Below are 17,286 nucleotides of genomic sequence, written 5' to 3'. Positions count from 1 at the left end.
CGTGATCCTCGGTTCCTCTCAACTTTCCGTGGTGGTGCGCGCGTTGGTGGTGGTTGTGTCGCGCGCCGATCTGGTCCGTGGGGGTGCGGCGGACGGGTTGGCGAGCGGACGCACGGGCGGCTGCGCGGGCGGCCGGGCCGCCACGGCCTTCGGCTCCCGCGCCCTGGCCTCCCGGGCCCGCGTCTCGTACAGGTCGACGAGCTCCCCGATACGGGCGCCCGCCCGGCGCCCCTCCAGGTGCAGCCGGCCGACGTTGACCCGGTCCTGCGCGAGCAGGGTCAGCACGGCGCTGCCGCCCGCCGCGTACGTCGCGACGTAGCCGTACACGCCGCGCACGAGCAGTTCGCGGAAGTCGCCCTGCCCGGTGGAGTCCGACAGGCGTACGGCGACGCCCAGGGCCGCCGCGGTGAGCGCGGCCACCCCCTCCGGCTCCACTCCGGGGGTGTCGTGGGCGAGGACGAGTCCGTCCACGCCGGCCGCGAGCGCCCCGGTCAGCTGGGGCACCCTGGCCCGCAGCCGGCGGAGTTCGTCGAGTATCTCGGGCCGGGCCGCCATCAGCTCGCTCCTCCCGTCGCGCGGTCGTTGCCGCTCAAAGGGCCTCCAGCGCATCCCTCAGCCTCTTCAGCAAGGAGATGTCGGGGTCGTTGACTCGGGGCAGGGAGACGCCTGGCGGAGAGTGGGCGGGGGGCGGTCCCCCCGGCGCTCCAGGCGCTCCCGGTCCGCCCGGTCCGCCCGGTCGTCCGGGTCCTCCCGGCGCTCCAGGGGTTCCTGGCCCCCCTGGAGCCCCCGGCGCTCCAGGTGCGCCCGGTTCCCCCGGTTCCCCCGGTTTTTCCGGCCCCCCTGGCCCTCCCGGTGTTCCTGCTCCTCCCACTCCTCCCACTTCTCCCGGTGTTCCCGGTGTTCCCGGGGCGAAGGGGGGTGGGGGAGGCGGGGGCGGTGGCGGGAGGGCGGTCAGCAGTCCCGCGGCGGCCAGCCGGCGGACGTCCACCAGGGTGTGGAACGCCTGCCGGCCCAGCTTCCGGGCGATGTCCGACGCGGTGCGCACGCCGTCCACCAGGGCCAGTACCGCGCCCTGCCGGGCGGTCGGGGCGGGTGCGGCGACCGCCTCGGCCCGCATCAGCGGCGCCGCGTCCGTCAGCGGGTCCGGCCACAGCCGGTCGAGTAACTCGCGCCGGCGCTGCGTCTCCCGCTCCACCGAGCCGACCGGCACCGGCCGCAGCGTGCCGAACCGGTGCCCGGCGCCGTACCGGAAACGGCCCGGGACGCTGCTGGGCGCGAGCACGAAGTACGCCGCGTCGTACACCGCCCCCAGATGGCACACCTCCAGCGCGCCGCGCGGCACCAGCCCGGCCTCGAGCAGCAGGCGCAGCACGCCGTGCTCCTCGTCGGACCGGTCCAGCGCCTCCTGCCACACCGCCGGGTCCAGCGTGCCGTGTGTCAGGAGGAGCACGTCCAGGCCCGGTGCCAGCGGGCTCTCGGCGTGCACCACCCGGCCCTCGGCGAGGTAGACGGCCCCGCGCTCGCGCTCCAGGACGCCGGTGGCCCGCTCGGCCGCGAGCCGGTGCAGCATCGGCGACAGCAGATCGCCCGCGCGGTGCCGGGCCGCGGATCTCTCCCGCACCGGCAGCCGGGGCGGCGGGGTCGTCCCTCGCGGTGTGGTCCCCACGAGCGTCATCCCAGTACCAGCCGTGCGGCCATCTCGCCCAGCCGGATCCGGGCCAGCGCGAGATTGCCGTCCGACCGGCCCAGCCACACATGCAGGAACACACTGCTGTCGAACGACGTCGGCACGAACCGCAGCAGGTGGTAGCTGTCCCGGTTGCTGATGATGAGGTCCTCCACCGGAGGATCGGCCGCCCCGGCGCCGCCGCCCTCGCCGTCGTCTCCGTTGTCGTAGGGCGTGAACGCCCGCTGTTCCGCGGTGAGCCGCGCGACCTCCGCGGCCTCGGCCGCGGCCGCCTCGTGGTCGCCGCCCGGGAACTCCCCGACCGTGCCCAGGGCCAGTCCGCTGGTCCAGTCGACCAGCGCTGCTCCCCGGGCCCCGGGCAGCCGCATGGCCTCCAGTAGGCACTCGTCGATTCCGGGCACCGTTCGGCTCCCCTCCCGCCTGCGGTTCGGATGAGTTCGGATGAGTGAGGAAGACGCTACGCAACGTATGCGCGGCGGGTGAGCGATCTGGCATTTTCCAGCGGAACATGCCGCTGACTCACTAGAGTTGGTCGGCTGGCCCCGATTCGGGCCGTTCCGCGCCCCATGTGTCCCTTCAACACCTCGCCCCCGATGTGCGTCAACGGCGCGTGTGTCGAGCGAGGTGGTGAGCGTGAAGACGTGCGCCCCTCTATTGACTAGCTCTATTCAGCGAGTCAGGATGTGAATAACGACAGCAACATCGGCTAGGAGGCAGACCATGTCAGGACCCCGCCCCGTACGAGCGCCGCGCGGTACGGAACTGAGTGCCCTGGGATGGCAGCAGGAAGCCGCTCTGCGGATGCTGCAGAACAACCTCGACCCCGAGGTCGCCGAACACCCCGACAAGCTCGTCGTCTACGGCGGCACCGGCAAGGCCGCCCGCGACTGGCGCTCCTTCGACGCCATGGTCCGCACGCTGCGGACCCTGAAGCAGGACGAGACCATGCTCGTCCAGTCCGGCCGCCCGGTCGGCGTCATGCAGACCCACGAGTGGGCCCCGCGCGTCCTCATCGCCAACTCCAACCTCGTCGGCGACTGGGCCAACTGGGAGGAGTTCCGCCGGCTGGAACAGCTCGGGCTGACCATGTACGGCCAGATGACCGCCGGTTCCTGGATCTACATCGGCACCCAGGGCATCCTCCAGGGCACCTACGAGACCTTCGCCGCCGTCGCCGCGAAGAAGTTCGGCGGCACCCTCGCCGGGACCATCACCCTCACCGCCGGCCTCGGCGGCATGGGCGGCGCCCAGCCCCTCGCCGTGACCATGAACGACGGCGTCGCCCTCTGTATCGACTGCGACCCGCGCGCCATCGAACGCCGCATCGAGCACCGGTACCTGGACGTCAAGGCCGACAACCTCGACCATGCCCTCCAGCTGGCCACCGAGGCCCGCGACGCCCGCCGCCCGCTCTCGATCGGCGTCCTCGGCAACGCGGCCGAACTGGTCCCGCAGCTCCTCGCCATGAGCGCCCCCATCGACATCGTCACCGACCAGACCTCCGCCCACGACCCGCTCGCCTACCTCCCGGTCGGCACGGCCTTCGAGGACATGGCCGACGCCGCCGCCAAGGACCCGGCCGGCTTCACCACCCGCGCCCGCGAGTCCATGGCCCGGCACGTCGAGGCGATGGTCGGCTTCCTGGACGCCGGCGCAGAGGTCTTCGACTACGGCAACTCCATCCGCGGCGAGGCCCAACTCGCCGGGTACGACCGCGCGTTCGCCTTCCCCGGCTTCGTCCCCGCCTACATCCGCCCCCTCTTCTGCGAGGGCAAGGGCCCCTTCCGCTGGGCCGCCCTCTCCGGCGACCCGGCCGACATCGCCAAGACCGACAGGGCGATGCTCGACCTCTTCCCGGAGAACGAGTCCCTGGCCCGCTGGATCAAACTGGCCGGTGAGCGCGTCCACTTCCAGGGCCTCCCCGCCCGTATCTGCTGGCTCGGCTACGGCGAGCGCGACAAGGCCGGCGAGCGCTTCAACGACATGGTGGCGAGCGGCGAGCTGGCCGCGCCGCTGGCCATCGGGCGCGACCACCTCGACTGCGGATCCGTCGCCTCCCCGTACCGCGAGACCGAGGCCATGCTCGACGGATCCGACGCGATCGCCGACTGGCCGCTGCTGAACGCGATGGTGAACGTGGCGTCGGGGGCGTCCTGGGTGTCCATCCACCACGGTGGCGGTGTCGGCATGGGGCGGTCCATCCACGCGGGGCAGGTGACCGTGGCCGACGGTACGAAGCTGGGCGGCGAGAAGATCCGGCGGGTGTTGACCAATGACCCCGGTATGGGTGTCATCCGGCATGTGGACGCCGGGTACGACATCGCGGAGTCGGTCGCCGACGAGCGGGGTGTACGGGTGCCTATGCGTGAAGGTGACGACGCGTGACGCATCTTGAAGGCGGGCACGGCAACCCTTCGGTGGGGGCTGAGGTCTCGTCGCCGGGTGCGGCTTCGGCTGTGCCCACCCTCCCCCAGTCTCGGCTTCGCTCGACCGGGGGGACCCCCATCGCCCTGCGGAACGACTGCCCACAGCCTGTCTCGGCCGGCGGCTCGTTCCATGCGATGTGGCGGGAGTTGCTTCCCATCGGGCGGCACGCAGGGTCCCGGGGCTACCGGCGCTATGCCTGGACGGCGGCCGATGTCGACTGTCGGGCCTGGTTCCGGGAGCAGGCCGAAGCGCGCGGGCTGGCCTATGAGGTCGACCGGAACGGGAACCAGTGGGCCTGGCTCGGGGATCCCGCTGCCGGGGACGCCGTCGTCACCGGGTCGCATCTCGACTCCGTGCCGGACGGGGGCGCCTTCGACGGCCCTCTGGGTGTCGTGTCGTCCTTCGCCGCCCTTGACGAACTGCGCGCCAGAGGCGTGCAGTTCGGCAAGCCCCTCGCGCTCGTCAACTTCGGGGACGAGGAAGGCGCCCGCTTCGGGCTCGCCTGTGTCGGCTCCCGGCTCACCGCCGGACAGCTCACCGTCGAGCAGGCGCACAAGCTGACCGACGGCGACGGGGTGACGCTGCCGCGCGCCATGGAGGCGGCCGGTTACGACCCCGACGCCATCGGACCCGACCCGGAGCGGCTGGCCCGCATCGGCGCCTTCGTCGAGCTGCACGTCGAGCAGGGGCGGGCCCTGGATCTCTCCGGTGACCGGGTCGGTATCGCCAGCGCCATCTGGCCGCACGGCCGCTGGCGGTTCGACTTCCGGGGCGAGGCCAACCACGCGGGCACGACCCGGCTCGTCGACCGGCGGGACCCCATGCTGTCCTACGCCGAGACCGTCCTCGCCGCCCGCCGCGAGGCCGAACTCGCGGGCGCCGTCGCCACCTTCGGCAAGATCTCCGTCGAGCCGAACGGCGTCAACGCCATCCCCTCCCTGGTGCGCGGCTGGCTCGACTCCCGCGCCGAGGACCAGGCCACCCTCGACACCGTCGTCGACGGTATCGAGACGGCGGCCCGCGCATACGCCGAGGCGCACGGCATCGACCTCGACGTGGTCCGCGAGTCCTTCACCCCGGTCGTCGAGTTCGACCACACCCTGCGCGACGAACTCGCCCGCATCCTGGGCAAGGACACGGAACTGAACGTCCCCGTCCTGGGCACCGGCGCCGGACACGACGCCGGGATTCTCTCCGGGCGCATCCCGACCGCCATGCTGTTCGTGCGCAACCCCACGGGCGTCTCGCACTCCCCGGCCGAGTTCGCCGCCGAGGACGACTGCGTGGCCGGAGTGCACGCCCTCGCCGACGTACTGGAAGGACTGGCCTGCCCGTGACCTCCACACAGCGGACGCGGACCTACTGGCTGGAGCACGCCTGGCTCGACACCAACGTCGAACCGGGCGTCGCCCTGGAGGTCGCCGACGGCCGCATCACCGCTGTCCGGACGGGCGTCGACTCCCCGCCGCCCGGCACCGAGATCCTGCGCGGCCTCACCCTCCCCGGCCTGGCGAACGCCCACAGCCACGCCTTCCACCGAGCCCTGCGCGGCACCGTCCAGGTCGGCTCCGGCACCTTCTGGACCTGGCGCGAGGTCATGTACTCCTTCGCGGACCGGCTCACCCCCGACACCTACCACGCCCTGGCGCGCGCGGTGTACGCCGAGATGGCCCTGGCCGGCATCACGGCCGTGGGGGAGTTCCACTACGTCCACCACGCCCACGACGGCACGCCCTACGCCGACCCCAACGCGATGGGCGAGGCCCTCATCGAGGCCGCCGCCGAAGCCGGTATCCGTATCACCCTCCTCGACACCGTCTACCTTTCCGCCGGCTTCGGACAGCCCCCCAACACCCACCAGCGCCGCTTCTCCGACGGCAGCGCGGACGCCTGGGCCGAACGCTGTTCACTTCTCAAGGAACGGGATCACGCACGGATCGGGGCCGCCATCCACTCGGTACGGGCCGTGCCCGCCGACCAGTTGGCGACCGTGGCGCGCTGGGCCGAGGAGCACAGGGCGCCGCTGCACGTCCATCTCTCCGAGCAGACGGCGGAGAACGACGCCTGCCGCAGGGCTCACGGGTGCAGCCCCACCCGGCTCCTCGCCGACCACGGAGTGCTCGGCCCGCGCACCACCGGCGTCCACAACACCCACCTCACCGGTGAGGACATCGCGTTGCTCGGCGGCTCGGGCACCGGCACCTGCATGTGCCCGACGACCGAACGCGACCTCGCCGACGGCATCGGCCCGGCGGTCGCCCTCCAGTCCGGGGGCTCCCCGCTCTCCCTCGGCTCCGACAGCCACGCCGTCATCGACCTGCTCGAAGAGGCACGCGCGATGGAGCTGAACGAGCGCCTGCGCACCCGCACCCGCGGTCACTGGACGGCGGCCGCCCTGCTGCGCGCCGCCTCCGCCGACGGCCACGCGGCCCTCGGCCGCCCGGACGCGGGCACCCTGGAGACCGGCGCGCCCGCCGACTTCACGACGATCGCCCTCGACTCCGTCAGGACAGCGGGCCCGCTGCCCAGGCTCGGCGCCGAGACGGCCGTATTCGCGGCGACCGCGGCGGACGTACGGCATACGGTCGTCGCGGGCCGGCACGTCGTACGCGACGGGGCCCACACGCTCGTACCGGATGTGCCGCAGGCCCTCGCGCGGGCCGTGGCGGATCTGCGCGCCTGACCACCCCGCCCGCCCGCGCCACCCACGAGGACACGATGAGCAGCAGCACCGGCAGCACGAGCACCGGCAGTACGAGCACTGTCATCACCAACATCGCCACGCTGGTCACCAACGACCCCTCCCTCGGTGACGGTTCCCCTCTCGGTCTGGTCCGGGACGCTGCCGTCGTCATCGAAGGCGACCGCGTCGTGTGGACCGGTGACTCAAGCAAAGCACCCGCCACTGACAATCGGGTCGACGCCGGCGGCCGGGCGGCCCTCCCCGGCTTCGTGGACTCCCACTCCCACCTCGTCTTCGCGGGCGACCGCACGGAGGAGTTCAACGCCCGGATGTCGGGCCGCGGCTACACGGCGGGCGGCATCCGCACGACCGTGGCCGCCACCCGGGCCGCGAGCGACGGGGAACTGGAGGCGAACCTCGTCCGTTATCTGACCGAGGCCCTCCACCAGGGCACCACGACCATCGAGACCAAGTCCGGCTACGGCCTGACCGTCGCCGACGAGTCCCGCGCCCTGCGCCTGGCCGCCGCCCACACCGACGAGGTCACCTACCTCGGCGCCCACATCGTCTCCCCCGACTTCGCCGACGACCCGGCCGCCTACGTGGCCCTGGTCACCGGCGAGATGCTCGACGCCTGCGCCCCGTACGCCCGTTGGATCGACGTCTTCTGCGAGAAGGGCGCCTTCGACGGCGACCAGGCCCGCGCGATCCTCACCGCCGGCCGGGCGAAGGGCCTGCACCCCCGCATCCACGCCAACCAGCTCTCCCACGGCCCCGGTGTGCAACTGGCGGTCGAGCTGGACGCGGCCAGCGCCGACCACTGCACCCACCTCACCGACGCCGACGTGGACGCGCTGGCCAACAGCGACACCGTCGCCACCCTCCTCCCCGGCGCCGAGTTCTCCACCCGCGCCGCCTGGCCGGACGCCCGCCGCCTCCTCGACGCGGGCGTCACCGTCGCCCTCTCCACGGACTGCAACCCGGGCTCCTCCTTCACCTCCTCCGTCCCCTTCTGCGTCGCCCTCGCCGTCCGCGACATGGGCATGACCCCGGACGAGGCGGTGTGGTCGGCGACGGCGGGCGGGGCGGCGGCCCTGCGCCGCACGGACATCGGCCGCCTCACCCCCGGCGCGTACGCCGACCTGACCCTCCTCGACGCCCCCAGCCACGTCCACCTGGCCTACCGCCCGGGCGTACCGCTCGTCTCGGGCGTGTGGCGGCGGGGCGTACGGGAGCTCTGACCGGGCTCGGCCCTCAGCACGGGTGGCTGAACCCCCTGGCGTTCACACGGTCGAAGATCTCGCGCAGCCACGGCCCGCGGACGGCGGGCAGCCGGGCCAGCGTGTCGAGGAACACGTACCGGTCGGGCCAGAACAGCCGCAGCGGGCGCAGGGGCAGCGGATCGTCGCGCAGGACACCGTCGGGCATGCCACCCGTCACGGGGATCGGCGGCACCTGCTCGCGCCCGAAGGCGAGATACATCCAGACGTCGGCGGCCAGCGGCACGGCGGCGCCGACTCCGGTGCCCGACGAGGACGGTGGCCGCCATGCCTCGCCCGTCTGCGGATGGAGCGGAACCAGGGATATGCGGGGGAGGGAGTCAGGGGCAGGGTCGGGGTCGGCAAGCCCCGGTCCGGCCAGGGCGAGCGTCTTCACCGACGGTCCCGGCGGCAGGAGGACGGCGAGGGTGCGTCCGAAGACGTCCGTGAGAAGACCGTCGGGGACGGCGACGGGGTGAGCGCCACCGGCGGCCGCCAGCAGACGGGCCAGTGCCATTCCGGCCGCCGCCTCCCACTTCGGGTTCCAGTCACCGAGCTGCTCGACCGGCGGTGTACCGCGCCGCTCGCGCACCAGGGTGTCCCAGTCGGCCGTCCGGGGCTGCGGACCGTCGCAGGGAAGCCGCCGTACGGCGTCCGGGGCGAGCCACACCGCCTGCCAGAGGGAACAGTCGTCGACCCGGGTCGCGACCGCGTGACCGCAACCGGTACACGCCAGGTTGGGGCCGTCCGACCGGTCCAGGCCGAGGCAGTAGCCGTTCAGCCGGTCCGGGATCAGGGCCATGCCATACGTGTCACCGGGGGCCAGGGCGATCGCTCCCGGCGCGCCGAAGGAGAGGTACCGGGAAGACCGCGCGAACACGCCCCGGGCCTCCGCCTCGGCCTCCCCGACGTCGCTCCACGGCCGCCACGGCGGCCCCGAGGGCTCGGGGTCGACGGCGTACGTCCCCGGCTCCATGAGCGGAGGGAGCAGGACATGCCCGTACGTCTGATGGGCGTGCGCGGGAAGCGCGACCTGCGACACGGGCACGGTCAGCGGGGCACCACAGCGCACGCACGCGAACACGGCCATACGCCCTCCCCCGCCCTGTCCTGCCTGGTCCCACCCCGTTCGGGACACGGGCATTTTCGCGGCCGGGCGGCGGACGGCCAACACGTTTTTCCGGTACGCCGGAACAGAACGGAATCAAACAGAACGGAGTCAAACGGGACGAAATCGAACAGGATGGAACATAAAGGGAACGGAAGGGTCAGCTCGCGCCCGCTCGCCACCGTTGGTCCGCGTCCCCGTCCAGGAGGTCCAGCGACACCCCGCCGCCGGACGCCGCGGTCAGGCCCGACAGGATGGCGATCGTCGGCCGTACGGTCCCGTCGGAGTCCACCGTGAACTTCAGGTTGTCCCCGTGGCCGCCGTCCACCGAGTCGCACTCCCAGACGCCGACGCCCTTGTCCACGTCCCCCCGGCTGTCCAGGCAGTAGTCGGGATCGGCGGACGACTGGAGCACTCCGCGCGCCGCGTCCACCCGCCATCGCTGACTCGGTGACGACGAGCACGGCACCGTCACCACGTCCGTGCCGTTGTCGAGGTCGCCGGCCACGTCCAGGCAGCGGCCCGTGGCGGCGTTCACCACCTGGGCGTACGCCGCGCCGGGCGGGAGCGTCGGAGACGGTTTCGGGGTCGGACTCGGGGTCGGCGTCGGGGATGCGCCGGTGCGGGACGGAGAGGCACTCGGGGTCGGGGAGGGCGAACCCGGGGAAGGAGTGGGGGCCGCAACCGTGGCCGTGACCGTCACCTGGGGGGCGCTCGGCGCGGACGTGACCGCCGCGCCCGCCGAGTTCTTCGAGTCGGAGGAGTCACCGGAGGGCCACGTCAGCAGGGCCAGCAGCGGGACGAGGGCGACCCCTGCCAGCAGGACGAGACCGGGCCGGCGGTACGGCGGCCGACGCGCCGCCGTCGCGGCGGGCGGCGGCGTCGGGTCGCGGTCCTCCCGGACGTACGCCGTGCCACCCCAGGGCAGCAGACCCTCCGCCAGGGCCGGGCGAGGGGTGTCGCGCAGGGCGCGCTGCTCCTCGTACGCCGTCGCGCAGTGCGGGCAGTGTGCCCGGTGGGCCTCCAGGTCGGGGCTGCGCCGTGCGCCCTCGGGCCGTACCGCTTCCTCGATCAGCCGGCGGAAGTCCGCGCAACGCGGGTCGTCGGAGGCCGCGAGGCGCAGCCGCAGACAGCTCTGGGCGAGGGCGTGGAGGGCGGCGGGGATGCCGTACCGGACGTCGTCGGGGGTCAGGGCGAGGAGTACGGCCGTTGCCTCCGGGGTCTCGCGCTCGACCACGCCGTACCAGATCAGGCCCTGGGAACGGGAGGGGAGGGCGCGGAAGGCGTCCAGCAGGGGAGGGACCGGGCCGCCCGCTGCCGGTGCCGTGTTGAGGACCAGGAGCAGGGAGGCGTCGAGGCCGCCGGCCCGGTCGTCCGTGGCCCAGTCGGCGGCCAACCGGCCTGCCTGGAGCAGGAGTTGGTGGCGCCAGGCGCCGCCAGGCTCGCTGCCGCGGGCCGTTTCCCGGGTCGCGAGGGTGAACGCCTCCGCGGCGAGGCGGCGCGCGGCCGACTCGCTCGTCGTGCACAGGCGGGCGTAGGCCAGGACGGCGGGCTCGTGGCGCAGCCGCAGCGCGCGCAGCGCCGGGTACGCCGTGGCGGGGGCGCCCCGCAGCAGCTCGGTCAGACGGGCGTCGGAACCGCCGGGTTCACCGGTGGACACGCCCTGTTCGTCGGCACGGACCACGATCCGCCTCCTCGCCGTTGCTGACGTACTGGTCAGTCTGAGGTGTGGGTGACCCTAGTGGCGAGAGGGGCGGCGTGGGGAGGTTTCCGAGGGTAAGGGTGGCTGCGGGGACGACTGCGGGGGTGCCTGCGGGGAGCCTTGAGTGAGGCTTCCCGCAGGCACCCCCGCAGGCAGGCGGTCCTTGCGGACGGTATGTGAGGGCGGTCCTTACTCCTCGACCGTCAGCCCCTTCCGAAGCTGCGTCAGGGTGCGCGACAGCAGCCGTGAGACATGCATCTGGGAGATGCCCAGTTCCTCGCCGATCTCCGACTGGGTCAGGCCCGCGACGAAGCGGAGGGAGAGGATCTGGCGTTCGCGGGACGGCAGTTCGGCGATCATCGGCTTCAACGACTCGACGTACTCGATGCCTTCGATGCCGTGGTCCTCGTAGCCGATGCGGTCGGCGAGGGCGCCCTCCGAGTCGTCCTCCTCGGGCTGTGCGTCCAGGGAGGAGGCGGTGTACGCGTTCGAGGCCGCCATGCCCTCGACGACCTCGTCGTTGGTGAGGCCGAGGCGCTCGGCGAGTTCCGCGACGGTGGGGGCGCGGTCGAGCTTCTGCGCGAGTTCGTCGCCCGCCTTGGCCAGGTCGAGCCGCAGCTCCTGGAGGCGGCGCGGGACCCGGACGGACCACGAGGTGTCGCGGAAGAAGCGCTTGATCTCGCCGACGATGGTTGGCATCGCGAAGGTGGGGAACTCGACGCCGCGCGACAGTTCGAAGCGGTCGATCGCCTTGATCAGGCCGATCGTGCCGACCTGGATGATGTCCTCCATCGGCTCGCTGCGCGAGCGGAAACGGGAGGCGGCGAACTTGACCAGGGCGAGGTTGAGTTCGACGAGCGTGTTGCGGACGTACGAGTAGTCGTGCGTGCCTTCTTCGAGGGACTCCAGCCGCGCGAACAGGGTCTTGGAGAGGGCCCGTGCGTCGACGGCGCCGATCTCGTCGTACGGCGGGATCTCGGGGAGTTCCGCGAGATCCGTGATGGGATCCAGATGTTCCTGTTCCGGTGGGGGTGCCGACGTCGCCGAAGGGGTATGCGATGCGTCGAGCCGGGGTGACATGATGTCCTCCATCGTTCTCGGCATATGGCTGCCGAAGCCAGTGAGCGCACTACGGTGTGCGGCGCCTCCAAAGCCGGCCGTGGTCGGTTGCGTGGTCAGTACTAGCCCTACCTGCTTTACCGAGCCGATCGCAAGTGTTTTTTGTTCGGTTATGTCCGTTTGCGGGCGATTGTTCGGGTGTTGGGGCACGTGACGAAGGCGTAGTGTTCGAGGGCGTCAGCGAGCGGTTCGGTGAAGAGTTTTCAGTGAGCGGCTTCGGTGAGCACGTCAGCAAACAGTGGGCGACCCTGGGAGTAGAGACGCATGGACCGCGGGACGGTCGGCAGCGCACAGTCGGGCCGGCTTCTGGTCGAGGTGCGGGAATCGGGCTCCAGTGCTGTCGTGATTCCGGCGGGTGAGTTGGACCACCACACCGCCGATCTGTTGCGTGAGCCACTCGAGGAGTGCCTGTCCAGGGGGTTCAACAGGCTCGTCGTGGACTGCTCGCGGCTGGAGTTCTGTGACTCGACCGGGCTGAACGTCCTCCTCGGCGCCCGGCTGAAGGCGGAGGCGGCCGGCGGCGGCGTGCATCTCGCGGGCATGCTGCCCGTGGTGGCGCGGGTCTTCGAGATCACCGGCGCGGAGGCGGTGTTCACCGTCCACGACACCCTTGACGCGGCACTCACACCCGAGGACGGCTGACACGGACGCCGGTCGGGGTCAACGAGGGGGTGTTCCACGGCTTCCGTCGGGCAGGAGACATCCTGAACCTGAAGACGCCGGAACATGTCGGAGGCAATCCCGGCCACGGACCCGCTGTCGACGACGTATCGAAGTGACTGTTGAATTATTAACCGTTGATTCGGTGATTTCGGTGATTGGCCAATCGGCGGATCGGCGAAGCGATGAATCGGTGGATCGGTGAGGTGAAGCGCTGATGAGCACCACCCGGCCCTATTCGCCGGGCGACCGCGGTCCTGACCAGGACCCGGAGCCGGAGAGTGGCGGCGCTTCCGAGGCGTCGGAGGGGCGTCAGGTCCGCGGCCTGAGCTTCGAGGGCGCGAGCGGGGTCGTTCCGCTCGCCCGCGACTTCGCCCGCCAGGCGCTGTACGCGTGGGGCTGGCTGCCGGCCGCGGCCGCCGACCGGCGGGCGGCGGCCGAGGATGTGCTGCTCGTCGTGTCCGAGCTGGTCACCAACGCGTGTCTGCATGCCGGCGGGCCCGAACGCATGGTCATCGGCTGCGACCGGAAGGTCATCCGGGTCGAGGTCTCCGACCGCGGCACCGGCCAGCCGGCGCCCCGCACCCCGCACCGCGCGGGCCGTCCCGGCGGCCACGGCATGTTCATCGTCCAGCGCCTCTGCCTGGACTGGGGCGTCCTTCGCACCCCGGGCGTCACGGGCAAAACAGTCTGGGCCGAACTGAGCGCCCCCGCCTGACCGGCCCAGCGAGGGTTCCCTTCCACCGTGCCGCTTTGCCCGAGCCCGTCTGCTTTACGCCGTCCCGGGCCCGTCTGCTTCACGCCGTCCCACGTCGGACGGCTTTAGTTCGGCCCGCGTCCGGGCGCTTTTACGTCGGCCAGAGCCCGGCCACTTTTACGTCGGCCTGCGGTCTGCCGTCCTACGTCGGCCCGAGCCCAACCCCTTAGGTCGGCCCGAGCCCCCCAAGTTGTCGGTCCCGGGGGCAGTTGCTGTGTGTCGGCCTGATCGGGATCGTTTGCGCGTCCGTCTGAGCCGGGCCGTCTTGCGTCGGCCTCGGCCCGCGCCCCGCCGCTGCGCGTGGGCCTGACGGGGGTTCTCGGGACTGTTGCGCGCGGTTCTGGTCCGCCCGGCTGCGGGTGGTGGCCTGATCGGTACCGTCGCGCGTCGGCCCGATCCCGTTCTCGTCCTCGCCCCGCCCGGCGGGGTCCCCCCGCCCCCCGGGCCGTCCCCCCATCTCCCCCGTCGGATCGTCACAACTCCGGCGTGTGGCTTCTCTTCCCTCCTCATCGTGCCCGGCGTACCTTGACGGCTCGATCTGATGCCTCGTCAGTTATTGCCAGGAATGAGGGGACCGTGTCGAACCGGAAGCGAAACGCCGCACTGGTGGCTGCCGCGGCCCTGGCCGGCTCGGCGGCGGTCTGGATGGCCGCCCCCCTGGCCACGGCCGATGTCGTCGACGTCAACTACCGCTGCGATACGCCCATCGGATTCAAGAGCGCCGTCTCGCCCATCGAGATCAAGGGCGTCAAGAGCGGCAGCGGTTACAAGATCACCATGTCCTGGCAGAAAGGTGTCTCATCGAGCCCGGCCGAACTCGGCAAGGGCTCGATGAACCCGAGCGCCACCATCAAGCTCGGCGGCGCCGACAGCGGCACGCTGAACGTCACCGGTTCGGCCAACCAGGCCGCGATCCCCAGAAACACGCCCATCAAGATCAACGACCTGAGCGGCACCTACACGCCCAAGAAGACCGGCAAGGTCACTTTCACGCCCGGCGTGCTCACCATCAAGGTCATGGGTACGACCACCACCTGCACGCCGACCAACAACCCCGGCCCGTCCCTCACCCTCGACGTGACGGCGGCCTCGGGCGGCTCCGGAGGGTCCAGTGGGTCCGGCGGATCCAGCGGGTCCACCGACTCCGGTGGGCAGCTTCCGCAGACCGGGCCCGAGGACAACGCCATCGCCCTCGGCACCCTCGGCGGCACCGTGCTCCTCGTGGGCGCGGCGGGCACGCTGTGGCTGACCCGCCGTGGCAGTCAGCCCCGCTGAACTCACCCCGCCCGTCCGCCGGTAAGCCGTCGGCGCCCTGAACGTCGTACGACGACATCGCACACGACACCCCAGCCGAAGGGAGCGGTGACGTGAACGGCAGAATCCGGGTCGCGGCCCTGCTGCTCGCCCTGCTCCTGCTGCCCTGGCCCCTGGCCGGCACCGCCTCCGCCGCGGCCGGACCGGCCGTCACCCTCTCCACCTCCCAGGCGGGGACCGGCGACTCGGTCACCGTCAGCGGCAATAACTGGCCGGCCCGCACCCTGTTGATGCTGCTGGTCTGCGGCCGGGCGACCCCCGCCCGGGGCCTCGTCGGCGGCACCAACTCCTGCGCCAACGCCGACGGCCGCGCCGTCACCACCGACGCCGACGGACACTTCAGCCGCCGTCTCCCCGTCGCCGAACCGCCCGATCCGTGCCCGTGCGTGGTACACGTGGCCACCGCGACCGGCGCGAAGAAGCAGGCGGACGCGGTGTTCGAGGTGGCGGGCCACGCGATCGAGCCGTTGCCCGCCGAGACCGGCAAGGGACGGCTCACCGTGCTCACCGCCACCCGGTTGCAGGGCTCCAGCGGACTGCTCACCTGGTTCGGCGCCCCGCCCACCCGGAAACTGGTCCTCACCGTCGGCAACCCCGGCACCGCCACCGTGAAGGACCCGGTCTTCCAGGTGGGGCCCGCGCACGGTGTGTTCGCCCCGGAGTGGGACGAGCGGCAGTGGCGCGGCACGATCGGCCCCGGCAAGAAGGCCCGCGTCGAACTGCCCGTCGAACTCTCCGCCGGCGCCCACGGCGACTACACCGTCTCCCTGAAGTACGACGGGAAGGTCATCGCCGACCGGTCCTGGGACGTCGGCCGCCCCTGGGGCGTGACCCTGTTCTGGTTCCTGCTCTGCCTGGTGGTGCCGGCGGCGCTGTTCCGGATCGGGATGGCGATCGTGGACCGCGTACGCCCACCAGGGCCGTCAAGGCCGTCACGGGCCACCCGGCGACCGGCCACCAACATCGCCTCCGCCTCCGCCCTCACCCCCACCTCGACCTCGACCCTGCCGTGGTTCGCCCCGGGCACCGCTCCGGGCGCCGCGGCGGCAGGTCGGCTCTCCGCACCGCACGACGACCGTCCGACACATCCGACACATCCGACGGATCCGCAGGGTCAAACGACGGGTCAGACGGGTCCCACGACCAGTCCGACGACGAGTCCGACGACGAGTCCGACGACTCCCGGCAGGAAGGGAACCATGTGAGTGAGAGAGCCGTACCCCTCGGCCACCGACGCCGAGCGGCAGCGGCGGGCGCCGCCGTCCTGTTCGCCGGCGCCGCCGCCCTGCTCGGCGTGACCGCCGGGCAGGCCCAGGCCGCCGAGGTGTCGTACGCCACCAAGTGCATTCCGCCGGAGGGCATCGGGCTGCCCGATATCGAGGGGACCACGAAGGCCGACATCACCGCGCCGGCCACGGCGAAGGTCGGCGACACCGTCGAGGTCGTCTGGAAGTTCACCCAGGCCGCGTCGAAGAACCCCGACATCATCGACCTGCCCCCGGACTCGGTCGAGCCGTCCGGCACCCTCAAGGCCGCCGGCGCGCAGACCGCGGACATCGCGATGAAAGGCCCGCGTGAGAACCCGGCGATCCCCAAGGGCGACCCGATGGTGCTGTCCGACATGAAGGGCACACTGAAACTGACGACGGCGGGGCAGGTGACGCTGACGCCGGACGCGTACGTCGTCAACGCGCTGATGACGGACACCAAGTGCGCGCCGACGGAGACCGTCCAGCCGGCGGTGACCATCACGGTGACGGCGGGGGGCGGGGGTTCGAGCGGCTCGTCCAGCCCGTCCGGCAGCACCACCCCGAGCGCGACCCCCTCCGGGAGCCAGACCCCGTCGGCCAGTACGACGCCCAGCCCGACGGCCACCGGGACCGGTGACGACGGCGGTCAGACCGACTTCACCGGCAAGATCGTCGACATCCCCTACACCTGCGACACACCCCTCGGGGTGAAGAAGGCGACCTCGCCGATCCAGATCAACGCCAAGAAGGACGGCGGGAGTTACGACCTCACCGTGAAGTTCAAGAAGTCGGTGATGGACAGCCCGATCGACATCCCGGCGGGCATGGTGAAGCCGACCATGCAAGTCGTGCTCGGCGGCGCGGACACGGGCTCGGTGAAGGTGGAGGGACGGCTGAACTCCGAGCCGATCCCGCAGAACGACCCGATCGAGATCCCGGACCTCACCGGCACCTACAAGCCGGGTGCGACCGGCGAGGCCACGCTCTCCCCGGGCGTCCTCACGATCGAGGCCATGGGCACGACCACCATCTGCACGCCGGACAGCTCGGTCGTCTCCCTGACTCTGGACACGGAGGAACAGGCGAGCGGTGCGTCCGGCGGCAGCGGCTCGGCGTCCTCGGGCGGGAGTACGACGACCAGCGGCGGCCTCGCCGAGACCGGCAGCGGCGACCACGGCACCCTGAAGGCGCTGGGCCTGGTGGCCGGCACGGCGATCCTGCTGGGCGGCGCGGTGTTCACGTTCATGCCGGGACGGCGGCATCTGCGCTGACGCGCCCGGGACCGTGGACGCCGGCTGACGTCTGCGGGACCGTAAGCGC

The 17,286-nt window shown here is 72.0% G+C and carries 15 protein-coding genes; 9 read left to right on the top strand and 6 right to left on the bottom strand.

Annotated features, from left to right (window positions below):
* Positions 1 to 18: 18 nt before the first annotated feature.
* The 3 genes from ACFPIH_RS02570 to ACFPIH_RS02560 are packed head-to-tail and all read right to left on the bottom strand — an operon-like array spanning position 19 to position 2,088.
* The gene (locus ACFPIH_RS02570) at positions 19 to 555 is read right to left on the bottom strand and encodes a roadblock/LC7 domain-containing protein (protein WP_381167680.1); all 537 of its coding nucleotides are present in this window, start codon (positions 553 to 555) and stop codon (positions 19 to 21) included.
* A gap of 34 nt (positions 556 to 589) precedes the next feature.
* Complete coding sequence (locus ACFPIH_RS02565) at positions 590 to 1,675, bottom strand: transcriptional regulator (protein ID WP_381167678.1); 1,086 nt, start codon at positions 1,673 to 1,675, stop codon at positions 590 to 592.
* Entirely contained in the window at positions 1,672 to 2,088 is a 417-nt protein-coding gene (locus ACFPIH_RS02560) for a hypothetical protein (RefSeq protein ID WP_381167676.1), read from the bottom strand. Before ACFPIH_RS02560 ends, ACFPIH_RS02565 begins: the two co-directional genes overlap by 4 nt.
* A 319-nt stretch (positions 2,089 to 2,407) precedes the next feature.
* Here ACFPIH_RS02560 and hutU point away from each other — a divergent pair, with 319 nt between their 5' ends.
* The 4 genes from hutU (at position 2,408) to hutI (ending at position 8,038) form a co-directional block, all read left to right on the top strand.
* A complete protein-coding gene (gene hutU, locus ACFPIH_RS02555) occupies positions 2,408 to 4,072 on the top strand; it encodes a urocanate hydratase (RefSeq protein ID WP_381167674.1) in 1,665 nt (554 codons plus the stop codon).
* A 176-nt stretch (positions 4,073 to 4,248) separates the two neighbouring features.
* Positions 4,249 to 5,451 carry an allantoate amidohydrolase gene (locus ACFPIH_RS02550; protein ID WP_381167672.1) on the top strand — a complete coding sequence of 401 codons (1,203 nt, stop codon included), beginning with the start codon at positions 4,249 to 4,251 and terminating at the stop codon, positions 5,449 to 5,451.
* Positions 5,448 to 6,797 (top strand): formimidoylglutamate deiminase, encoded by a 1,350-nt coding sequence (locus ACFPIH_RS02545; protein WP_381167670.1) that lies wholly within the window; start codon positions 5,448 to 5,450, stop codon positions 6,795 to 6,797. The genes ACFPIH_RS02550 and ACFPIH_RS02545 overlap by 4 nt, the downstream gene beginning before the upstream one ends.
* A 35-nt stretch (positions 6,798 to 6,832) precedes the next feature.
* Positions 6,833 to 8,038, top strand: coding sequence for an imidazolonepropionase (hutI, locus tag ACFPIH_RS02540; RefSeq protein WP_381167668.1), 1,206 nt, complete (start codon positions 6,833 to 6,835; stop codon positions 8,036 to 8,038).
* Between the two features lie 13 nt (positions 8,039 to 8,051).
* Here hutI and ACFPIH_RS02535 read toward each other — a convergent pair whose 3' ends face one another.
* The 3 genes from ACFPIH_RS02535 to ACFPIH_RS02525 form a co-directional block, all read right to left on the bottom strand.
* On the bottom strand, positions 8,052 to 9,146 hold the full coding sequence (locus ACFPIH_RS02535; protein WP_381167666.1) for a hypothetical protein: 1,095 nt from the start codon (positions 9,144 to 9,146) through the stop codon (positions 8,052 to 8,054).
* 178 nt (positions 9,147 to 9,324) lie between these two features.
* Positions 9,325 to 10,848: a ricin-type beta-trefoil lectin domain protein gene (locus ACFPIH_RS02530; protein WP_381167664.1), complete on the bottom strand. Its 1,524-nt coding sequence runs from the start codon at positions 10,846 to 10,848 to the stop codon at positions 9,325 to 9,327.
* Between the two features lie 207 nt (positions 10,849 to 11,055).
* On the bottom strand, positions 11,056 to 11,946 hold the full coding sequence (locus ACFPIH_RS02525; protein WP_381167662.1) for an RNA polymerase sigma factor SigF: 891 nt from the start codon (positions 11,944 to 11,946) through the stop codon (positions 11,056 to 11,058).
* A gap of 303 nt (positions 11,947 to 12,249) precedes the next feature.
* On the opposite strand from ACFPIH_RS02525, the gene ACFPIH_RS02520 reads away from it, so the two are divergent.
* The 5 genes from ACFPIH_RS02520 to ACFPIH_RS02500 all read left to right on the top strand — a co-directional run bounded on the left by ACFPIH_RS02520 (position 12,250) and on the right by ACFPIH_RS02500 (position 17,237).
* Complete coding sequence (locus ACFPIH_RS02520) at positions 12,250 to 12,627, top strand: STAS domain-containing protein (protein ID WP_381167660.1); 378 nt, start codon at positions 12,250 to 12,252, stop codon at positions 12,625 to 12,627.
* A gap of 235 nt (positions 12,628 to 12,862) precedes the next feature.
* Positions 12,863 to 13,363, top strand: coding sequence for an ATP-binding protein (locus ACFPIH_RS02515; RefSeq protein WP_381167658.1), 501 nt, complete (start codon positions 12,863 to 12,865; stop codon positions 13,361 to 13,363).
* 615 nt (positions 13,364 to 13,978) lie between these two features.
* Complete coding sequence (locus tag ACFPIH_RS02510) at positions 13,979 to 14,677, top strand: LPXTG cell wall anchor domain-containing protein (protein ID WP_381167656.1); 699 nt, start codon at positions 13,979 to 13,981, stop codon at positions 14,675 to 14,677.
* 92 nt (positions 14,678 to 14,769) lie between these two features.
* The gene (locus ACFPIH_RS02505; protein ID WP_381167654.1) at positions 14,770 to 15,921 is read left to right on the top strand and encodes a hypothetical protein; all 1,152 of its coding nucleotides are present in this window, start codon (positions 14,770 to 14,772) and stop codon (positions 15,919 to 15,921) included.
* 59 nt (positions 15,922 to 15,980) lie between these two features.
* Positions 15,981 to 17,237: a hypothetical protein gene (locus ACFPIH_RS02500; protein ID WP_381168473.1), complete on the top strand. Its 1,257-nt coding sequence runs from the start codon at positions 15,981 to 15,983 to the stop codon at positions 17,235 to 17,237.
* The last annotated feature ends 49 nt before the right edge of the window (positions 17,238 to 17,286 follow it).

The sequence above is a fragment of the Streptomyces vulcanius genome (assembly GCF_042653945.1).
GTDB classification, from domain to species: Bacteria; Actinomycetota; Actinomycetes; order Streptomycetales; family Streptomycetaceae; genus Streptomyces; species Streptomyces mangrovi.
The sequence above is the reverse complement of the archived record's forward strand: the minus strand, read 5'-3'. Positions and strand labels throughout refer to the sequence as shown.

Bases quoted from the DNA above. Each gene is read 5' to 3' on its own strand.
- ACFPIH_RS02520 (WP_381167660.1), top strand. From the start codon at position 12,250: ATGGACCGCGGGACGGTCGGCAGCGCACAGTCGGGCCGGCTTCTGGTC.
- hutU (WP_381167674.1), top strand. From the start codon at position 2,408: ATGTCAGGACCCCGCCCCGTACGAGCGCCGCGCGGTACGGAACTGAGT.
- ACFPIH_RS02570 (WP_381167680.1), bottom strand. From the start codon at position 555: ATGGCGGCCCGGCCCGAGATACTCGACGAACTCCGCCGGCTGCGGGCC.
- ACFPIH_RS02565 (WP_381167678.1), bottom strand. From the start codon at position 1,675: ATGACGCTCGTGGGGACCACACCGCGAGGGACGACCCCGCCGCCCCGG.
- ACFPIH_RS02550 (WP_381167672.1), top strand. From the start codon at position 4,249: ATGTGGCGGGAGTTGCTTCCCATCGGGCGGCACGCAGGGTCCCGGGGC.
- hutI (WP_381167668.1), top strand. From the start codon at position 6,833: ATGAGCAGCAGCACCGGCAGCACGAGCACCGGCAGTACGAGCACTGTC.
- ACFPIH_RS02515 (WP_381167658.1), top strand. From the start codon at position 12,863: ATGAGCACCACCCGGCCCTATTCGCCGGGCGACCGCGGTCCTGACCAG.
- ACFPIH_RS02525 (WP_381167662.1), bottom strand. From the start codon at position 11,946: ATGTCACCCCGGCTCGACGCATCGCATACCCCTTCGGCGACGTCGGCA.
- ACFPIH_RS02535 (WP_381167666.1), bottom strand. From the start codon at position 9,146: ATGGCCGTGTTCGCGTGCGTGCGCTGTGGTGCCCCGCTGACCGTGCCC.